Here is a 17,977-nt window from a genome sequence, read left to right on the forward strand (position 1 = left end):
ACACCTGACGATGCCCGAACGTCACCACACCCGGCCTGGCCACCAGCACCTCCAGCACAACCAAGATCAGTTGCACTGAATCCTAGAAACCGCCGATCAACTAGCACGTATTTGCCCTAGATCGACGGGGAGGGGGGAGGGGGCGGGGGAGGGGGTGGTGTGTCGCGATGTATCGCGTTAGGATTGGGGTGTGGGTGTGGGTGAGGGGATGGGTGATCATGGCTAGATGGACGATCAACGGGCCGCAGCGGATCGCGCTCGATGAACCGGTCACGCGGTTGGAGGTCCGCCTGATCGGTGGGCGGCTCAGTGTTATGGCCACCGACGGGCCTGCTCGGGTGGAGATCACCCGAGCCAGCACCCGACCCCTGATCACCGTGGAGCACCACGACGGCCGGCTCTCCGTACGCCAGGACTGGCCCCGGAAGTGGCAGCGGCTGTTCTGGTGGCTCGGCCACCGCTACCGGGTCGACGTGTCGATCGCGGTGCCCGCCCACGTCGTCGCCGACCTGCGACTGGTCGACGGCGCGGTGCTCGTCTCCGGACTCCGCGAGCACACCCACGTCGACGTCACCTCCGGACAGGTCACGCTGATGGGGCTGGCCGGCGAGACCAGGGCCAAGGTGGTCTCCGGCCCGGTCGAGGCACTCGGTGTAGCCGGCGAACTCGTGATGGAGACGGTCTCCGGGGAACTGGTCCTCGCCGACGGTTCCGCCGCCCGCGTACGCGCCACCACCGTCTCCGGGTCGATCACCTGCGACCTCGACAACCCCAGGCGCAGCGAGATCCGGCTCAGCACCACCTCCGGGAGCGTGACCGTACGGGTCCGGGCGGACAGCGACATGGCGGTGCACCTGCACAGCACCTCCGGCCGGATCACCAGCGCGTTTCCGCAGCTCAAGGCGGGCAGCACGTACTGGTCGACGGACAGCCACGGGGTGCTGGGCGCTGGTGAGGGCAAGCTCTGGGCCAACTCCACCTCGGGCAGCATCGCGCTGCTGGCCCGCCCGGCGGACACCGACGACGAGTTCGTCGACGACGACCGGGAGGGGGCGGCGTGACCGGGGTGTTCAGCCACGGGCGGCTGCGGCTCTACCTGCTGAAGCTGCTCGATGACGGACCGAAGCACGGGTACGAGCTGATTCGGCTGCTGGAGAACAGGTTCCTCGGCCACTACGCGCCCAGCGCCGGCACGATCTACCCCCGGCTCCAGCGGCTGGAGGTCGAGGGCCTGGTCACCCACACCGCCGCGGGCGGGCGCAAGGTGTACGAGATCACCGACGCCGGCCGGACCGAGCTGGGCCAGCGCGACGGCGAGTTGGCCGACCTCGAATCGGACATCAAGGCCTCGGTGGCCGATCTCTCCAGCCTGGCCGGGGAGATCCAGACCGAGGTACGCGGCTCGGTGCGGGACCTGAAGCGGGAACTCCGCGCCGCGACCAGGGAAACCCGGTACGGCGGCTGGACGGTTCCCGGCGGCACCCGACACGCCCCGCCGCCCCCGGACGCGGATCTCGGGGCGGAGTTCGACCGTCGACTCACCGACTTCACCAGCGAGGTACGCGCCCTGGTGCACAACCGGCGGCTCACCGACACCCAGCTCCGTACGCTGATCCGGACCCTGGACGGTGCGCTCGACGGGTTGCGCCGGCTGCTGCGCTGAACCGGGCGGACCGGCGCTCCCGTGGCGCCCGGACCGCTCCCAGCTTGCTCCGAGCTGTTCCCAGGCAGTTTTCAGGCTACCTCCAGCCCGCGCGCAGCGGGGCGGCGGATGATGTGGTCATGGCTGCGCAGACCGAGGCACGACTACTCGTGGTGGAAGACGACCCCAACATCCTGGAGTTGCTCTCCGCGAGCCTGCGTTTTGCCGGCTTCGACGTGGCCACGGCGACCAGCGGCAGTGCCGCCGTCACCGCGGCCAAGGACCGCCGTCCCGACCTGGTCGTACTCGACGTCATGCTGCCCGACCTGGACGGCTTCGAGGTCATCCGGCTGATGCGGGAGAGCGGCACCCGTACGCCGGTGGTGTTCCTGACCGCACGGGACGCCACCGACGACAAGATCCGTGGGCTGACCCTCGGCGGTGACGACTACGTCACCAAGCCGTTCAGCCTGGAGGAGCTGACCGCCCGGATCCGGGCCGTGCTGCGGCGTACGGCGACCGGGGAGCAGGCGCCGTCCCGGCTCAGCTTCGCCGACCTGGAGCTGGACGAGGAGACGCACGAGGTGCACCGGGCCGGGCAGCGGGTCCAGCTCTCGCCGACCGAGTTCAAGTTGCTGCGTTACCTGATGCTCAACGCGAACCGGGTGCTCTCCAAGGCGCAGATCCTCGACCACGTGTGGAACTACGACTTCCGGGGCGACGACAACATCGTCGAGTCGTACATCTCCTACCTGCGGCGCAAGGTCGACACGAGTCAGCCCCGGCTGATCCACACCCTGCGGGGCGTCGGCTACGTGCTGCGTAAGCCCGCGGCGTGACCAGTCCGGTTTCCTCACTGAAGGGTCGGCTGCGGAGCACCCCGCTGCGGTTCAAGCTGGTCACCGCGGTCCTCGCGCTGGTCGCCGCCGCACTGCTGGTGATCAGCGTGATGACGACCTTCTTCCTTCGCAGCTACCTGGTCAGCCAGGTGGACGCGGAACTGCACACGTCGGTACGCAGCCTCCAGTCGCTGTCCACCTCGCCGCGCGGCGGGACCATCTCGCTGCCGCTGGCCGACTACATAGTGGTGCTGACCACCGACGACCCCAAGCAGCCCGACCTGCGGTACGACACCGACCGGTTCACCCCCGAAGACCTGCCGCCGTGGCCGTCCGACCCGGATGGCTTCGCCAAGTTGCAGGGTGACCCGTTCACGGTCAAGGCGCACGACGGCACCGTCCGGTGGCGGATGCTCTACACCGAGCTGCCCGGCGGCCAGATGGCGGCGGTGGGGCAGCACCTGACCGACGTGGACCAGGCGGTGCAGCAGCTCGTCTGGATCGATCTGCTGGTCGGCGGCGCGGTGCTGATCCTGCTCGCCTCGTTGGGGGCGGCCATAGTCCGGACCAGCCTCCGGCCGCTGATCAAGATAGAGCAGACTGCGGCGGCGATCGCCGACGGTGACCTGACCCGGCGGGTGCCCGATCCCGAGCCGGGGGCGGTGGAGCCGAAGACCGAACTGGGCCGGCTCTCCCGCGCCCTGAACGCGATGCTCACCCAGATCGAGGCGGCGTTCACCGCCCGCGCCGCCTCCGAGACCGCCGCCCGCAACGCCGAACTGGGGGCGCGGGACGCGGCGTTCGCGGCGCAGGCGTCCGAGGCTCGGGCCCGCCGTTCCGAGGAGCGGATGCGGCAGTTCGTCGCGGACGCCTCGCACGAGTTGCGTACGCCACTGACCACGATCCGGGGCTTCGCGGAGTTGTACCGGCAGGGTGCGGCCGGCTCACCGGAGGAGACCGCCCGTCTGGTCCGCCGGATCGAGGACGAGGCCGCCCGGATGGGGTTGCTGGTCGAGGACCTGCTGCTGCTCGCCCGACTGGACCGGGAGCGCCCGCTGGTGCTCGGTCCGGTGGAACTGCCGGTCCTGGCGACCGAGGCGGTGCAGGCGGCGCAGGCGATCGCGCCGGAACGGAACATCACCCTGGAGACCGCTCCGGGCGCCGGGGACCTGGTTGTCCTGGCCGACGACGCGCGGCTGCGTCAGGTCCTCGGGAACCTGGTGACCAACGCGCTCACGCACACCCCACCGGACGCCTCGGTGACCGTGCGGCTGCGTTCCGAGGCCGGCAACCTGGCCGTGGTCGAGGTCGCCGACACCGGCCCCGGTCTTCCGCCGGAACAGGCCGAACGGGTCTTCGAACGGTTCTACCGGGCCGACGCGGCCCGTACCCGCCGGGTCGGCGGCGCCGCCGGTACGGGTCTGGGGCTGGCGATCGTGGCCGCGCTGGTGGCGGCGCACAACGGCAGCGTGGAAGTGCTCGAGACGCCGGGTGGCGGCGCGACCTTCCGGGTCAAGGTGCCGCTCGCCCCGACCGTGGCCGACGATTCGACCGAGGGCGAGTAGCGGCCGTGTGCCGCTGCGGGTCGCGCGATTCACAGCGAACATCCAGTGCGATTCCAGGTGGGTCGCAGAGCTTCGGGGCAAGGTAGGTGTCATGAGCGAGTACGAGACCGACCCGCAGCGGCCTTCGGCCAACGCCGACGCCGACGCCACGCCGTCGTATCCCACCGCGGAGTTGTCGCCCGTCGAGCGCGGGCCGGCCGACTCCACCCCCGCGGCCTCTGGTCAGGCCGTCGGCGGCACCGAGCCGACCGCCGCCGCCTCCGAGCAGCAGACCACCGCCTACTCCGCGCCGAACCCGTACGGCACCGCCACGTCCACCACGGACGGCAGCGCCGCACCGAGCACGGACGGCACCGCCACGCCGACCATGGACGGGAGCACCGCCCCGACGACCGGTGGACCGGTCGGGCCGACCGGAGCGACGACCGACCCGTACGGCAACCCGTACGCCGGGCACGGCGCTCCCGCCCCGCACGCGGCCGGGCCGTACGCCGGTTACCCGCGGCCGACCGACCCCTACGCCGGCCAGTACGGCGGCGCCCAGCCCGGTTCCGCCGTCCCGGCCTCCTACCCGCCGAGCCCCTGGCACCCGGCCGCCCAGAACCAGCCGGGCTGGACGGGCAACCCCAGCTACGCCGGACAGCACGCGCCCGGTGCCCCGATGCCGCCGCAGCCGCCGCACCTCGGTGGCAACCCGCCGCCGATCTGGGCCCAGGGCCCGGGCGGACCGGGTCACCAGCCCCGGCCGAGCCGGCTGGGCCGGTTCGCCGCGATCGGCGCGGCAACCCTGGTCCTGATGGCCGGTTCGGGCATCGCCGGTGGCGCGGTCGCGTTGGCTCTCGACGACGGTTCCTCCGGCCCGACCCGGACGTACACCGCCGCCCCGATCATCAACAGCGCCGACCTGCCCAAGATCGCCGCCTCGGTGGAGAACAGCGTCGTCTCGATCACCACCGGCAGCGGTGAGGGGTCGGGTGTGGTGCTCAGCGCCGACGGCTACGTCCTGACCAACAACCACGTGGTGGCCAGCGCCACCGGGGACACGGTCAAGGTGGTCTTCGCGGACGGCAAGACCGCCCAGGCGAAGATCATCGGCACCGACCCGAAGACCGACCTCGCGGTGGTCAAGGCGCAGGGGGTCAGCGACCTGAGCCCGGCGAAGCTCGGTGACAGCGACGCGATGCAGGTCGGTGACACGGTGCTCGCCCTGGGCAGCCCGCTGGGCCTGCAGGGCTCGGTGACCGCCGGCATCCTCAGCGCCAAGGACCGGACCATCCAGGCCGGTGGCGAGGACGAGCAGCAGCCGCAGAACCCGTTCCAGCAGCAGCAGCCGCAGCAGGCGGCCAGCTCGATCTCCGGGCTGCTCCAGACCGACGCCCCGATCAACCCGGGGAACTCCGGCGGTGCCCTGATCAACACCAAGGGCGAGGTGATCGGCATCAACACCGCCATCGCCACCGCCGGGAGCAACGGCAACATCGGTGTCGGCTTCGCGATCCCGAGCAACAAGGCCAAGGACGTGGCCGGCAAGCTCCAGCAGGGTCAGAAGGTCAGCCACCCGTACCTCGGGGTGAGTGTCACCGCGGCGGACGACGGCGGTGCCGTGGTCGGCGGCGTGACCGAGGGCAGCCCGGCCGCCCAGGCCGGTCTCCAGCAGGGCGATGTCATCAGCCGGTTCGGCGACAAGGTGATCAACGACTCCAACGATCTGGTCGGGGCCGTGCAGACGGGCAAGGTGGGCGACAAGGTGCAGTTGACCTTCACCCGAAATGGTGTGGAGAAGACGGCAACCGTGACGCTGGCTGAGACGTCATAGCAGGAGGACCCGTTCGTACCTGAAGGCGGTTCTTCCGTAACCCGGAAGTGCGCCTCCTCCCCAAGCGGCGGGCGATGTGACCAAGGGGGTTGGTCACGTCGCCCGCCGCACCTTATTTCCCGCCCGTCGGTTCGGCCGGTTATCCCCGGCCGAGCAGGGAAACCCGAAGTATCCGGCGGGTCAGCCGGAGCAGTGGGGAGGGCTCGACGTCGTGAACCACATGCCGATCGACCGATTCGACCAGACCGTACCGTTGCGGATCGCCATGGTCGTACCGCCCTGGTACGAGCTGCCGCCGAAGGGGTACGGCGGGGTCGAACAGGTCTGCGCGGCACTGGTGGACGCGTTGGCCGCCCGTGGGCACGAAGTGACCCTCTTCGGCGCCGGGACGGGTTCCGGCACCGCTGCCCGTTTCGTCGGGACGATGCCCGAGCTGCAACACGAGCGTCTCGGGCAGTCGTTGCCCGAACTGGCCCACCTGGCGCGGGCCGACCAGATGATCAACCCGGACGTCTTCGACGTGGTGCACGACCACACCACGATCGGCCCGTTCGTGGCGCCCCGGCGCTCGGTGCCGACGGTCGCGACCGTCCACAACAGACCAACCGGTGAACTCGGGGACATCCTGGCCGACGTCGACCGCTCGGTGGGACTGGTGGCGATCTCGCACGCCCAGCGGCGGCTGCGCCCGTACCTGCCGTGGGCGGCGACGGTGCACAACGGGTTGGCGCTGGACGACGTACCGCACAAGTCGCAGCCCGGCACCGGACCGGTCCTCTGGCTGGCCAGGTTCAGCCCCGACAAGGGTCCGGACCTGGCCGTACGCGCCTGCCGGGCGGCCGGGCTGTCGCTGGTGCTGGCGGGCAAGTGCGACGAGCCGGAGGAGCAGCGTTACCTGGCCGAGGTGATCGAACCGTTGCAGGGTCCGGACCTGACCGTGCTGCGCAACCCGGACCGGGCCACCTGTTTCCAGCTCATGCTCGACGCCCGCTGCCTGATCATGCCGATTCGGTGGGAGGAGCCGTTCGGCATGGTGATGGTCGAGGCGATGGCCACCGGTACGCCGGTGGTCGCACTCGACCGGGGTGCCGTACCGGAGCTGGTCCGGTCGGGGGAGACGGGCCTGATCTGCGTCGACCCGGACGACCTGCCGCAGGCCCTGCTCGACGCGGGTGATCTCGACCCGGCCGCCTGCGTGACCCACGTACGCAACGCCTTCTCCGCCGAGATGATGGCCGAGGGGTACGAGCGGGTCTACCGGCAGTGGGCCAACACCGCCCGCGAGCGCCCGGCCCACGCCGCCCTCACCCCCACCGGCGCCTGGTAACCCGGCCGTGGCCTCCCGTCGGGCGCAGTGGGCCGGGCGTCGGGCGCAACGGCGTCACGGGGGTAGCGCGGTTGCCGTACGGCCCGGACGATGGGGGCAGGAGGTGGTCGTATTGGTCACCATCACCATCGACCGGCTGACGAAGGTCTTCGACGGCGGGATCGTCGCGGTCGATGACCTGAGCCTGGAGGTCGCGACCGGGGAGTTCGTGGCCCTGCTCGGGCCGACCGGGTGCGGCAAGTCGACCATCCTGCGGTTGGTCGCCGGACTGGAGGAGCCGACCGCCGGACGGGTGCTGTTCGACGGTGAGGTGCCCGACGAGCGGGCCGCACACCAGCGCCGGGTCGCCATGGTCTTCCAGGACTACGCCCTCTACCCGAACCTGACCGTGGCCCAGAACATCGGCTTCCCGCTGCGGCTCGGTGCCGAGCCGGAAGGTGCCCTCGCCGCCCGGGTCGCCGAGGCGGCGGCGCAGCTCGGCATCACCGACCTGTTGCCGCGTCGCCCCGGTCGCCTCTCCGGGGGCCAGAAGCAGCGGGTGGCGATGGCCCGGGCGCTCGTCCGCCGACCGCACGCCTTCCTCCTGGACGAGCCACTGTCCAACCTGGACGCGGGCGTACGGGCCGAGCTGCGTACGGAGATCGCCGGGTTGTCCCGCCGCCTCGGGGTCACCACCGTATACGTCACCCACGACCAGGTCGAGGCGATGACGATGGCGGATCGGGTGGCGGTGCTGCGCCGGGGCAGCCTGCAACAGGTCGGTACGCCGGCCGAGGTGTACGGCGACCCGGTCAGCCTGTTCGTCGCCGCCTTCCTCGGCACCCCGCGCCCCAGCCTGTTCCAGGGCGCGGTCTACGTCGACACCGAGCGGGTCCTGATCGACCTCGGGTCACAGCTCCTGGAACTGTCCCGCGACGACCCGCGTACCCGGACGCTGCTCGACCGGCACACCGAGCGGGTGACCCTGGCCGTACGCCCGGACGCGCTCACCCCGGTCGTCGGCGACACCGAGTCGGGGGCGGTCCTGCGGGGCCGCGTACGTTCGGTGGAGCAGCTCGGCCACGAGGCCCTGGTGCACGTCGACATCGGCGGGGTGCCGACCTCGGTCGCCGAGTCCCGGCTGGAGCACCCGGACACCGGTCAGCACCTGGCCGACGTACTCGCCGAGGACCCGCCGACCGGGCACCCGTTCCGGCACACCATCGCCCGGATGATCCCGCACCAACGTACGGCCGAACCGCCCGCCACCGCCCGGACCGAGTACGGCTTCTACCCCGTGTACGACCCTGCGTCCGGCGACGAGCACCCGCCCGCCGGTGACCTCGTGGTACGGGTCCCCGCGCTGACCCCGCCCCGGCCCGGTGCCCCGATGGCGCTCGCCGTCGACCTGGACCGGCTGCTCCTGTTCGACCGGGCCGGTCACCGGATCAGACTCGACTGACCGGCCCGTAAAGCGGCTCAGTACGCCGACGCGCGGACCGCGAACACCGACCGGCTGCCGGCGTACTCGGTCAGCGACCAGAGCTGGTTCTTCGCCGGCCAGTAGGACAGGTCCTCCGGGCCGATCGGCAGGGCATCGGTGTGCATGACCACCGAACCGCCGGGACTGAACGTGGCCAGGTCACCCTTGTTACCGCTGCCGTCGCTGGTGGACAGGTAGAACTTCCCGTTGATCGCGGTCGCGCCCTGCATGCTGGTGACCGAGACGTCGTACGCCTCGGAACCGTGGGCGTATCCGTCGCTGCCGGTGGTGAGCATGCGGGTGGTGTAGTCGATCGGGAAGCGGACCAGCCGGGTGCCGGTGCCGGGGTTGGCGTACTCGCCGACGACAACGCTGTCCGGGGTGCTGGTCCGGTCCAGGGCAACAAACGAGTACGTCAGGTTGGTGTAACCGCCGGTGGTCGACCGGGTGTACGTCAACGCCTGCGGCAGCACGTACTTGTAGCCGTACGCCTGGTAGCTGCCGTCGGTCTGGAGGCCGATCACGGCGTCGTTGCTGGTGGCGGTCTGCCACAGGTGCCGCATGTCGAAGACCCGGAACCCGGCGCTGGTGGAGGCGACGTAGAGGTAGTAGCCGTACCAGAACATGCCGCCCGCGTGCACGTTCACCGGGCGGAACGAGGCCTTGCCGTCGCTGCGGGCGTACGGCTCGACCAGGAGGACGTGCCGGTAGGTCGGCGCGCTCGGGGTGGAGTAGTCCACGAAGGACACCCGGACGCCCCGGTCGATCCCGTCGGAGGCGTCGTCGTACCAGCTCACCAGGATGGCGGTGGCGCCCTCGTAGGTGCCGACCTCGTACGCGTCCGCGGTGGTGGTGATCGCCTGCGGGATCCAGTACGTGACGTTGTTGTCGCCGCTGTTCCAGCAGAACGAGGCGACCCGGTTGGCGGCGGCGGGGGAGCAGGCGGTCGCCACCCGGTTCCCGTCACCGACGATGGTCGGCACGCTGACGTTCGGCAACGCGGCGTCCAGGTCGTCGATGAGGCCGCCGTACCCGCTGGCCTGTAACCGGAAGTTGGCCGCGTTCAGGGTGACCGCGGCGGCGGCGGCGACGCCGTCGCTCTCGACGGCGGTGCCGGTCGGATCGCCGCCCGGTGCGGCGGTGACCGGCCCGGCGACGGTGACGAGCAGCCCCGCAACCAGCGCCGTGACGAGCGATGTCCGTGCTTTCACCAGGATCCTCCTTGGACGCAGCGTTGTGCCCGTTTGGTACGGAACTCTGGCCGCGCCCGCGCCGGGTGTCAACGAACCTCGATCGACTTCGTCTGCTGTTTACCCGACGGTGACCATCCTTCGGTGGGCGTCGATCCGGTCCATCGATGGCGACCAGGGCTTTACAGAAACAGTTAACAGTCCTAATAATTGGCCAACTGTCGATGGCCGCCCGCGCCACGACCGGTCGGGAGGACTGGATGAGACGCTCCAGATCGTTGTTCATCGGTGTGGTCGCCGCGCTGGCGGCCGGGGTCGGCGCGATCGCGGTGGCGGTGCCCGCCTTCGCCGCCGGTCCGACGGCGACCTTCGTCAAGGTCTCCGACTGGGGCTCCGGCTGGGAGGGCAAGTACACCGTCACCAACGGCGGTACGACAACACTCGCCTCCTGGAGCGTGGCCTTCGACCTGCCGTCGGGGAGCACCGTCGGGACGTTCTGGGACGCCTCGATGACCTCCTCCGGTCAACGGTTCACCTTCACCAACCGGTCCTGGAACGGCAACCTCGCTCCGGGCGCGTCGGCGTCGTTCGGCTTCAACGCCACCGGTCCGGGCACCCCGGCCAACTGCACCCTGAACGGGGCAGCGTGCGGCGGCGGGACCACCCCGACCACCCCACCGGCCACCACCGCCCCGCCGACCACCCGGCCGCCGACAACTCCGCCGCCGACGACCCGCCCGCCGACCACGCCGCCACCCACCACCGCCCCGCCGACCACGCCACCGCCGACCACCGGCCCGCCCCCGAACACCGGGCTGCCGAAGCACGCGCTCATCGGGTACCTGCACAGCAGCTTCGCCAACGGCTCCGGCTACGTGAGGATGGCCGACGTACCGGCCGAGTGGGACATCATCAACCTCGCCTTCGGCGAACCGACGTCGGTCACCTCCGGTGACATCCGGTTCCAGCTCTGCCCGGTCGCGGAGTGCCCCGGCGTCGAGACCGAGGCGCAGTTCACCGCCGCCATCCGGGCCAAGCAGCAGCAGGGCAAGAAGGTGCTCATCTCGATCGGCGGCCAGAACGGGCAGGTGCAGCTCACCACCACCGCCGCCCGGGACGCGTTCGTCAACTCGGTCAGCGCCATCATCGACCGGTACGGCCTCAACGGGCTCGACATCGACTTCGAGGGGCACTCGCTGTCGCTGAACACCGGCGACACCGACTTCCGGAACCCGACCACCCCGGTGATCGTCAACCTGATCTCCGCGATCCGTACGCTCAAGGCCCGCTACGGCGCCGGTTTCGTCCTCACGATGGCGCCGGAGACCTTCTTCGTGCAGCTCGGATACCAGTACTACGGCTCGGGGCCGTGGGGCGGTCAGGATCCGCGCGCCGGGTCGTACCTGCCGGTCATCCACGCGCTGCGCAACGACATCACCATCCTGCACGTGCAGGACTACAACTCGGGTCCGATCATGGGGCTGGACAACCAGTACCACACCATGGGCGGCGCGGACTTCCACATCGCCATGACCGACATGCTGCTCGCCGGCTTCCCGGTCGCCGGCGCCACCGCCAACGTTTTCCCCGCCCTACGTGAGGACCAGGTCGCTTTCGGTACGCCCGCAGGCAGCAGTGCCGGCAACGGGTACGTCGCACCCGCTGGCGTACAGCAGGCGGTGAACTGCCTGGTCCGGGGCACCAACTGCGGTGGCTACACCCCGCGCAGCGGCACCAACCCGAACTTCCGTGGCCTGATGACCTGGTCCATCAACTGGGACCGGTTCTACAACTGGGAGTTCAAGAACAGCCACGAACCCTTCCTCAACGCCCTGCCCTGACCCTGCACCCGTACGCCAGACACAGAAGAAGGGGGCTCCAACCCCGCTCTCCCCGACGATCTTGCAGTTGTGGCGCCCGGATAAGCGAGGTTCACCCGGATTTGTGTACCGCCACAACTGCAAGATCGTTGCGCGACTAGCGGGCCGTCCACGTGGCTGGGGAGAAGGTCAGGGTGCCGCCGTTGCGGTCCTTGGTGTCCCGCACGAGCACGCGGCCGGGGAGGTTGTCGGCAACCTCGGCGCAGTTCCCGCCGCTCTGGCCGCTACGGCTGGATTTGCGCCACTGGGCGCCGGGCGCGTCCATGTCTGCCGCCTCCTTGAGGAGATCCAGAGTGTGATCGCGTGTGGTGCCTCATGGTGCAGGAGCATCCGACCACGGAGTGAGGGTAGCAACACTATCCGTTGGTGATCTGCCACCGATTGGTGAGAACTGCGGGCCGTGGCTACGGAGTGGACTCGGCAGCGGCTACTGATTGGCGAAGCCACTCCAAGCATCCAGTAGCGCCGGCAACGATCGGCGTCGCGATCACCTGCGGATTGCGCCAGGGGTGGTGCTCCAACAGGTGCGCCTCCAGTTCCGCGTACCGGTCGGATGACGTGTAGAGCAGCAGGCGCCACTCCTCCCCGGTGCCCAACTCGCCGAGGTGCCAGAACACGCTTCCCACCGGACCGATGATCTGCGCGTTGCCGGCGAGCCGTTCAGCTACCGCAGACTGCGCAAGCTCAAGAGCTGCCGCACGGGTCTCGGTCGCCGTCGCCACCTGGAGGAAGTCGGTCATCAGCGGAGCCTAACGCCGTCCAGGACGGGTTGAACTCGGTGGATCTCCTGTCGATGCGGTGAACGCGGGCGCGGCTATATGGCGATCGAGGTGAGCAGCGAGGCGGAGCAGATGATCCGGGACGCGCTGCGGGCGGTCGGACAGCACCGGGGGCAGGTGGGAGTCGATTTGGGCGAGATACGAAGAGAACCCCAGCATCGCGCTGGGGCTCTCTTGGCTGGGATCCCGTAACAGGGGACCGAAGTACCGCCGTTGCTCGGGGACTAGTTGGCACTCTTCGCGAAACCGACGAACGCCGACCACTCGGCCGGGCCGAAGGTCAGCGTGCCGCCGTCACGGTCCTTGGTGTCCCGCACGAGCACGCGGCCGGGCAGGTTGTCGGCGACCTCTACGCACTGCCCGCCCGCGCCGTTACTGCGGCTCGACTTCCGCCACACGGCACCGGTTAGGTTGCTCATTGCTGCATCTCCTTGGCTATCACGGCTAGTAGGTCGGCCGATCGGTCTGCGTCGAGCGCCAGACCTTCAAGCGCCTTCCAAGTCACAGAGTACGACGCAACTTCCGTCGGCCTGTCGAGATAGAGGGCACCTGTCAGTGACTCACGGTAGACAGTAGTGGGCTCGGGGGTGCGGATTCCGATCGTGGGGAATTCCAGGATGACGAAGCCGTCGCCGGTCAGGGCGTAGTTGGGTGGCGTGGCCCGAGGCACGACGCGGATAGATGCCACCTCGGCGGCCACCTGGTTGTGGAGGTGAACGAGCTGGTTCGCCATGCCGGGGAACGGCCGGCGCAGCACGTTCTCATCCACAATGACCTCTAGGCGCGGAGGTTCCGGCTTCTTCCGCTTCAGGATCTTCTGGCGTTCCATACGGACCTCGACCAGGCGGTCGGCCTCCCGCGCGGGAAGGCCCGGATGCGATCGCAGTAGGCGTTCGGCGTACTCCCTGGTTTGCAGCAGTCCAGGCAGCGAGTTCGGCTCCCAGTGACGCAGCCGGGAGGCCGCCGCCTCCATCCCGACATACAGCTCGAACCAGGCCGGCAAGGTGTCGCCGTAGGCGTGCCACCACCCGTTCGCCTTCGTCTCTGCGGCCAGCTTGATGAGAACCTGGGTCATCTCGGGGGACGTGCCGTACAGCAGACACATGGCCGCCACATCGCGCGACTTGACCGGCGACCCCCCGCCCTCGATTCGGTACATCGTGGACCGCGACCACTCCAACGCCTCGCCGGCAGCCTCAAGGGACAGCCCAGCCTCTTCGCGTCCCTGCTTCAGATACCGCCCAAGCTGCCTGCGCGGTATGGATGATCCAACGTTGGGCATTCTGGCTCCTGTCTCAGGATGAAGCAGTTCATGCGTTGAGCCTGGGACTGATTCTCGCCGATCTGCGAGACCGGGACAACCATCGTGACATGTGTCAGCGTAGATGGTTGCACCCGCGGGTTTGGCAACAGAGAGTGTCAGCAGCGGAACTGCCCGGATCCATCCATCTATTCGCCCCTCTTCAGGACGGGTAGGACCGCGCGGGGCTGTCCCAACTCCCTGCGGGGCAGCCCCGCTTCCAACGTCGAGGAGGTGCGGAATGTTTGCCTGGCCCGTCTGGTGCGACTGGATATTGAGACTGCTTGCGCCGCCCCCACCGCCGGCCCCGCCCCCACCGCCGCCCCCACGCTCGGGGCTGCCGGCGTGGGCCACGGAGGAGACCACTCTTTTCCAAGAGCGCCCATGGACCCTGGGCCAACGGACCTGCTACGGGACCACGGGAAGGAGCGACAGGCGATGATGCTCCAGGTGGGAGACGTGCTCGATCTTCAGCCCTCGGACTACAAGCGCGAGGGCGAGGACCGGGACGACAAACGTCCGCTGCGCATGCGGGTGATGCACATTCCCGACCGCCTCGGCCTGGTCGTCGCGCAGTGGGTGGCCCTCGTCGGCGTCGAAGTCCTGGACGAAGGCGACGGCGAGAAGCTGGAACTCGCGGTGCACCGCCGGGGGCTGCCCGACGGCCACCCCCACCTGCGCCTGGCCGAGCCTCACTTCGTGTCCCCGCTGCCCGGACGCGGGGAATTGTGACCGGCGACCCGATCGTCCCCGAACTGGCCGAGCATACGCCGCTGCGGCCACTCTGGATCTGCCGGGTCGACGCCCACCCCTGGCCGTGCGCGGACGTACGGCTCAACCTGCTGGCCGGTTACTACCCCGCCCGCCGCATCGAGCTGTACCTGTACCTCGGCGCCCAGTTCGTCACGGCCCTGGCCGAACTCGACACCATCGTGGTGGACGCGGGTGAACGCCCGGATCCCCAAACCCTCCATTCGCGCATCCTCGGCTGGGTGGCCGTACAGGACGCCAAGCGGCGGAGGAATCGCCGCTCCATCTGACTAAAGCAACAGCGCCGACCAACCCTCGCGGGCGGCTGCCTGCTGCCCCTAATGGCTGCTGTTCGCGCTCCATTTGCTTCGGATATTACATCGACCAACATCTTTTGACTTGAGGACTTGACCGCCATGACGAAAATCCTTCGCCGTCTGTTGACGGCAATCCTGTCCCTGGCGACTGTCGCAGCGGTCGTTATCCTTCCTCAATCTCCGGCCCTGTCATGGGTCCGAGCGCCCGGCGGGTGCGAGGCTCCGAGCACGGCGGTCAGGTGGTCGGACGCGACCGGCGGCGGCGCCTACGGCTCCCCGGCTCACGCGGCCATCGCATCCTGGGACGCGACCGCTACGCCGATCTCGTTCACGCTGGTCGGAGACGGTTCGCACCACCTCTCGGTCACCCAGGCAACCTTCGGTCCAACCAGTGACTTCGCGGGCATCATCTACAAGACTCCCGGCACCACCCTCCCTACGTGCAGTGGCACAGGAGCGGCCTGGTCATCGAAGATCGCCGCATTCCTGAACCGTGCGTACACCGATGCGTACCCGGCTCAGGGCAAGCAGTCCGTGTACGCGCACGAGATCGGACACTTCCTCGGCCTGGGGCACACGGGAGTCGGGCCGTGTATCAGTTGGCCGCTGATGCTCAGTGGCTACGGAACCCGATACGGAGCGTGCGGCATCTACGCGCCGAAGGCCGACGACATCAACGGGATCAACGCCATTTTCTGAGGAGATCGACACACCGGATAGATGCGATCAATTCAATGAACTGAGAGGCTGGATTCATGAGTGGGAAAGTAAGCAGAATCGCATTCGCAATCGCCGGACCAATGCTGATCGTCGGCATCACCGCCTGCGGCGCGGGCGACACGAACGGCGGGGCGACGGCCGGGGCGTCCGGTCAGACCGCGACGACCGGCGTCAGCAACCAGCCGGCGATGCACGCCGACCGGGTGAAGGACTGGACCCGCGCCGACCTTCGCGCCAAGGCTGAGGCCGTCGTACGGGTGAAGGCGATCAGCAACGCCGAGGGCCGGGTCTGGGCTGACGACCTGAACCCCGACACCGCCATTCCTGCCACGCTCACCAAGGTCCAGGTTCTTCGGACCTACGCGGGCAAGGCACCGGAAACGCTGCTGGTCAAGCAGATCGGCACCGCAAAGGCGAGCAGTGACGACTTTGCCCCGCTCCTGGAGCTGGGCGGCGAATATCTGATGTGGACGCATCCCTGGGAGATGTGGCCCGGCGAGCCCGGCGAGCAGTCCTGGGCGCTCACCGGCAACCAGGGCGTCTACCGGCTGACCACGCCCCTGTCGGGTGCGGCCCGGTGGGTCTACGCGGGTGTCAGCTCGGCACCGTTCGGCCGGGAGCTGACAACGGCCGACGTCGACTCGGGCGCCTTCCTGAGATAGCGGCATCGAGACACCCCACCCCTGTCGGTCGACACCCGCAGGGCAGGGCAACCGGAGCGCCGGCAACGCTCTCGGTGGAAGCCCGTGCCCGCCCATGGGGGTAGGGGGAGCAGGTGGGGGTGCCCTTGAGGGGTGCCCCCACCTGGTGGTTGCTCAGCCTGCGGCGGAGGCGAGGCGGGTCAGGGCGGTGTCGAGTTGCTCGGCGTAGTCGACCGTGATGGTGCCGTCGCGTACCCGGACGGCGACGGCTCTGCGCATCCGGTCCACCGGTCCGGTCAGTTCGACCGGTCCGTCGATCATCGACGCCTCAAGGTTGCGCATCTGGTTGCGCAGGTCGAGACCGACGTCCTCGCGGATCGCGCCGTCGGCGAGACCCTCACCGACGAGTTGCTCGAACTGGTCCACCGCCTCGCTGACCGTGGGTGAGGCGACGAGGCCCGGAGCGCTCGTACCCGGACCGGTCGACGGGGTGCCGGCCGGCGGCGGTGCGGGGGCGGCGGACGACCGGAATTCCGAGCTGGTCGGGGTCGGTGCGGTGGGTAGGCCGACCTGCCGGGCCGGGGGTGACTCGCTGAGGAAGATACCGGCGAGGACGGCCAGGCCGAGCACGGCGACCGCGCCGAAGGCGAGGCCGATCGTCGCCATCCGGGGCCGCCCACCCTGCCGGTTTGGCGGCCCGGCGGGTGTCCCGGTGCCGGGGGAGAAGGCGCGAGGCGCCGGGGTGGGCTCGCCCGCCCCGAACGGCCCGACGTGGTCGGGGCGCGGCGGCAGCACCCGTACGCCTGCGGTTGCTCTTTCCCGGGCCTGTGCCACCGCAGCCGGTGCCAGTGGTGGCAGGGTGATGAACGTCGGCCGGGTGGTCGGCGGTCCCGGCGATTCTGCGGCGATCAGCTCGTCCCGGAGCAGTTCACCGACCTCCTGCGCGGTCGGCCGGTCCGCCGGGGCGCGGGCCAGGCAACGCAGGCAGGCGTCGGCCACCTTCGGCGGCAGATCGGGTACGCCGGTCAGCGGCGGCACCGGACTGCCGGTACGCAGCGCCTCCGTCAGGTCGTCCCACGTCTCGGCCGGATAGGGCACCCGTCCGGTCAGCGTCTCGTAGAGCAGCACGCCCAGCGAGTACGTGTCGGTGGCGGGTTGCGCCGGGGTGCCGTCGAGCCGCTCCGGCGCCACGTACGCGGGCGTCCCGAACGTCTCGCCGTCCTCGTCCTCGTCCGGCGCTCCGATCTGGGTGGCAATGCCGAAGTCGAGCACCTTCGCGCCGACCGAGGTCATCATGATGTTGGACGGGGTGATGTCCCGGTGGACGATGCCGAGTTCGTGCGCGGCGGCCAGCGCCTCGGCGACCTGGGCGCAGATCTCCACCGCCTCGACCCAGGGCAGCGGCCCGTCCAGCAGCCGGGTCTCCAACTCCTCGCCGGTGAGCAGCTCCATCACCACGAAGGCGGTGACGGTCCCGTCCGGCGAGACCTCCTCGCCGTAGTCGTGCACGGCGGTCACGTGCGGATGGACGAGCTGGGCGGCGGCGCGGGCCTCCTCGCGGACCATGTCGCGGAACTTGGCGTCGGCGGCCAGGGACGCGGAGAGGACCTTGATCGCGATCACCCGGTCCAGCACCTCGTCGCGGGCACGCCAGATGACCGACATGCCCCCGGCACCAATTCGGTCGATGAGACGGTACCTGCGGGCGAGCAGGCCGCCCGCGTACATCGCAGCCATCGTTCGCAGCAC

The 17,977-nt window shown here is 69.6% G+C and carries 18 protein-coding genes; 12 read left to right on the forward strand and 6 right to left on the reverse strand.

What is annotated here, in order from left to right; all coding sequences use genetic code 11:
• The first annotated feature begins 218 nt into the window (after positions 1-218).
• The 7 genes from ACWEFB_RS31470 to ACWEFB_RS31500 all read left to right on the forward strand — a co-directional run bounded on the left by ACWEFB_RS31470 (position 219) and on the right by ACWEFB_RS31500 (position 8,630).
• Positions 219-1,061, forward strand: coding sequence for a DUF4097 family beta strand repeat-containing protein (locus ACWEFB_RS31470; protein WP_452291237.1), 843 nt, complete (start codon positions 219-221; stop codon positions 1,059-1,061).
• Positions 1,058-1,663 carry a PadR family transcriptional regulator gene (locus ACWEFB_RS31475; RefSeq protein ID WP_452291239.1) on the forward strand — a complete coding sequence of 202 codons (606 nt, stop codon included), beginning with the start codon at positions 1,058-1,060 and terminating at the stop codon, positions 1,661-1,663. The genes ACWEFB_RS31470 and ACWEFB_RS31475 overlap by 4 nt, the downstream gene beginning before the upstream one ends.
• A gap of 119 nt (positions 1,664-1,782) precedes the next feature.
• A complete protein-coding gene (locus ACWEFB_RS31480) occupies positions 1,783-2,481 on the forward strand; it encodes a response regulator transcription factor (RefSeq protein ID WP_326562744.1) in 699 nt (232 codons plus the stop codon).
• Positions 2,478-4,046 carry a sensor histidine kinase gene (locus ACWEFB_RS31485; RefSeq protein WP_452291241.1) on the forward strand — a complete coding sequence of 523 codons (1,569 nt, stop codon included), beginning with the start codon at positions 2,478-2,480 and terminating at the stop codon, positions 4,044-4,046. Before ACWEFB_RS31480 ends, ACWEFB_RS31485 begins: the two co-directional genes overlap by 4 nt.
• A 91-nt stretch (positions 4,047-4,137) precedes the next feature.
• Positions 4,138-5,862: a trypsin-like peptidase domain-containing protein gene (locus ACWEFB_RS31490; RefSeq protein WP_452291243.1), complete on the forward strand. Its 1,725-nt coding sequence runs from the start codon at positions 4,138-4,140 to the stop codon at positions 5,860-5,862.
• A 220-nt stretch (positions 5,863-6,082) separates the two neighbouring features.
• Positions 6,083-7,189, forward strand: a complete 1,107-nt coding sequence (locus tag ACWEFB_RS31495) for a glycosyltransferase family 4 protein (RefSeq protein ID WP_452291245.1) — start codon at positions 6,083-6,085, stop codon at positions 7,187-7,189.
• 103 nt (positions 7,190-7,292) lie between these two features.
• Complete coding sequence (locus ACWEFB_RS31500) at positions 7,293-8,630, forward strand: ABC transporter ATP-binding protein (protein WP_452291247.1); 1,338 nt, start codon at positions 7,293-7,295, stop codon at positions 8,628-8,630.
• 17 nt (positions 8,631-8,647) lie between these two features.
• Here the strand turns inward: ACWEFB_RS31500 and ACWEFB_RS31505 are convergent, their stop codons facing one another.
• Positions 8,648-9,862: a hypothetical protein gene (locus ACWEFB_RS31505; RefSeq protein ID WP_452291249.1), complete on the reverse strand. Its 1,215-nt coding sequence runs from the start codon at positions 9,860-9,862 to the stop codon at positions 8,648-8,650.
• Positions 9,863-10,101: 239 nt separating this feature from the next.
• On the opposite strand from ACWEFB_RS31505, the gene ACWEFB_RS31510 reads away from it, so the two are divergent.
• Positions 10,102-11,682, forward strand: a complete 1,581-nt coding sequence (locus tag ACWEFB_RS31510; RefSeq protein ID WP_452291251.1) for a chitinase — start codon at positions 10,102-10,104, stop codon at positions 11,680-11,682.
• Between the two features lie 136 nt (positions 11,683-11,818).
• Here the strand turns inward: ACWEFB_RS31510 and ACWEFB_RS31515 are convergent, their stop codons facing one another.
• From ACWEFB_RS31515 to ACWEFB_RS31530, 4 genes are all read right to left on the reverse strand, one after another.
• On the reverse strand, positions 11,819-11,986 hold the full coding sequence (locus tag ACWEFB_RS31515) for a DUF397 domain-containing protein (RefSeq protein ID WP_452291253.1): 168 nt from the start codon (positions 11,984-11,986) through the stop codon (positions 11,819-11,821).
• A gap of 139 nt (positions 11,987-12,125) precedes the next feature.
• On the reverse strand, positions 12,126-12,461 hold the full coding sequence (gene cutA / locus ACWEFB_RS31520) for a divalent-cation tolerance protein CutA (protein ID WP_452291255.1): 336 nt from the start codon (positions 12,459-12,461) through the stop codon (positions 12,126-12,128).
• Positions 12,462-12,724: 263 nt separating this feature from the next.
• The gene (locus tag ACWEFB_RS31525) at positions 12,725-12,919 is read right to left on the reverse strand and encodes a DUF397 domain-containing protein (RefSeq protein WP_452291257.1); all 195 of its coding nucleotides are present in this window, start codon (positions 12,917-12,919) and stop codon (positions 12,725-12,727) included.
• Entirely contained in the window at positions 12,916-13,782 is an 867-nt protein-coding gene (locus ACWEFB_RS31530) for a helix-turn-helix domain-containing protein (protein WP_452291259.1), read from the reverse strand. Before ACWEFB_RS31530 ends, ACWEFB_RS31525 begins: the two co-directional genes overlap by 4 nt.
• Before the next feature lie 456 nt (positions 13,783-14,238).
• On the opposite strand from ACWEFB_RS31530, the gene ACWEFB_RS31535 reads away from it, so the two are divergent.
• The 4 genes from ACWEFB_RS31535 to ACWEFB_RS31550 all read left to right on the forward strand — a co-directional run bounded on the left by ACWEFB_RS31535 (position 14,239) and on the right by ACWEFB_RS31550 (position 16,249).
• The gene (locus ACWEFB_RS31535; protein WP_452291261.1) at positions 14,239-14,532 is read left to right on the forward strand and encodes a hypothetical protein; all 294 of its coding nucleotides are present in this window, start codon (positions 14,239-14,241) and stop codon (positions 14,530-14,532) included.
• Positions 14,529-14,840: a hypothetical protein gene (locus ACWEFB_RS31540; protein WP_452291263.1), complete on the forward strand. Its 312-nt coding sequence runs from the start codon at positions 14,529-14,531 to the stop codon at positions 14,838-14,840. The genes ACWEFB_RS31535 and ACWEFB_RS31540 overlap by 4 nt, the downstream gene beginning before the upstream one ends.
• Before the next feature lie 126 nt (positions 14,841-14,966).
• A complete protein-coding gene (locus ACWEFB_RS31545; protein ID WP_452291265.1) occupies positions 14,967-15,566 on the forward strand; it encodes a matrixin family metalloprotease in 600 nt (199 codons plus the stop codon).
• Positions 15,567-15,667: 101 nt separating this feature from the next.
• Positions 15,668-16,249, forward strand: coding sequence for a hypothetical protein (locus ACWEFB_RS31550; RefSeq protein ID WP_452291267.1), 582 nt, complete (start codon positions 15,668-15,670; stop codon positions 16,247-16,249).
• Between the two features lie 153 nt (positions 16,250-16,402).
• Here the strand turns inward: ACWEFB_RS31550 and ACWEFB_RS31555 are convergent, their stop codons facing one another.
• On the reverse strand, positions 16,403-17,965 hold the full coding sequence (locus ACWEFB_RS31555; RefSeq protein ID WP_452291269.1) for a protein kinase domain-containing protein: 1,563 nt from the start codon (positions 17,963-17,965) through the stop codon (positions 16,403-16,405).
• Positions 17,966-17,977: the final 12 nt, after the last annotated feature.

The organism is Micromonospora sp. NPDC004704 (assembly GCF_053601675.1).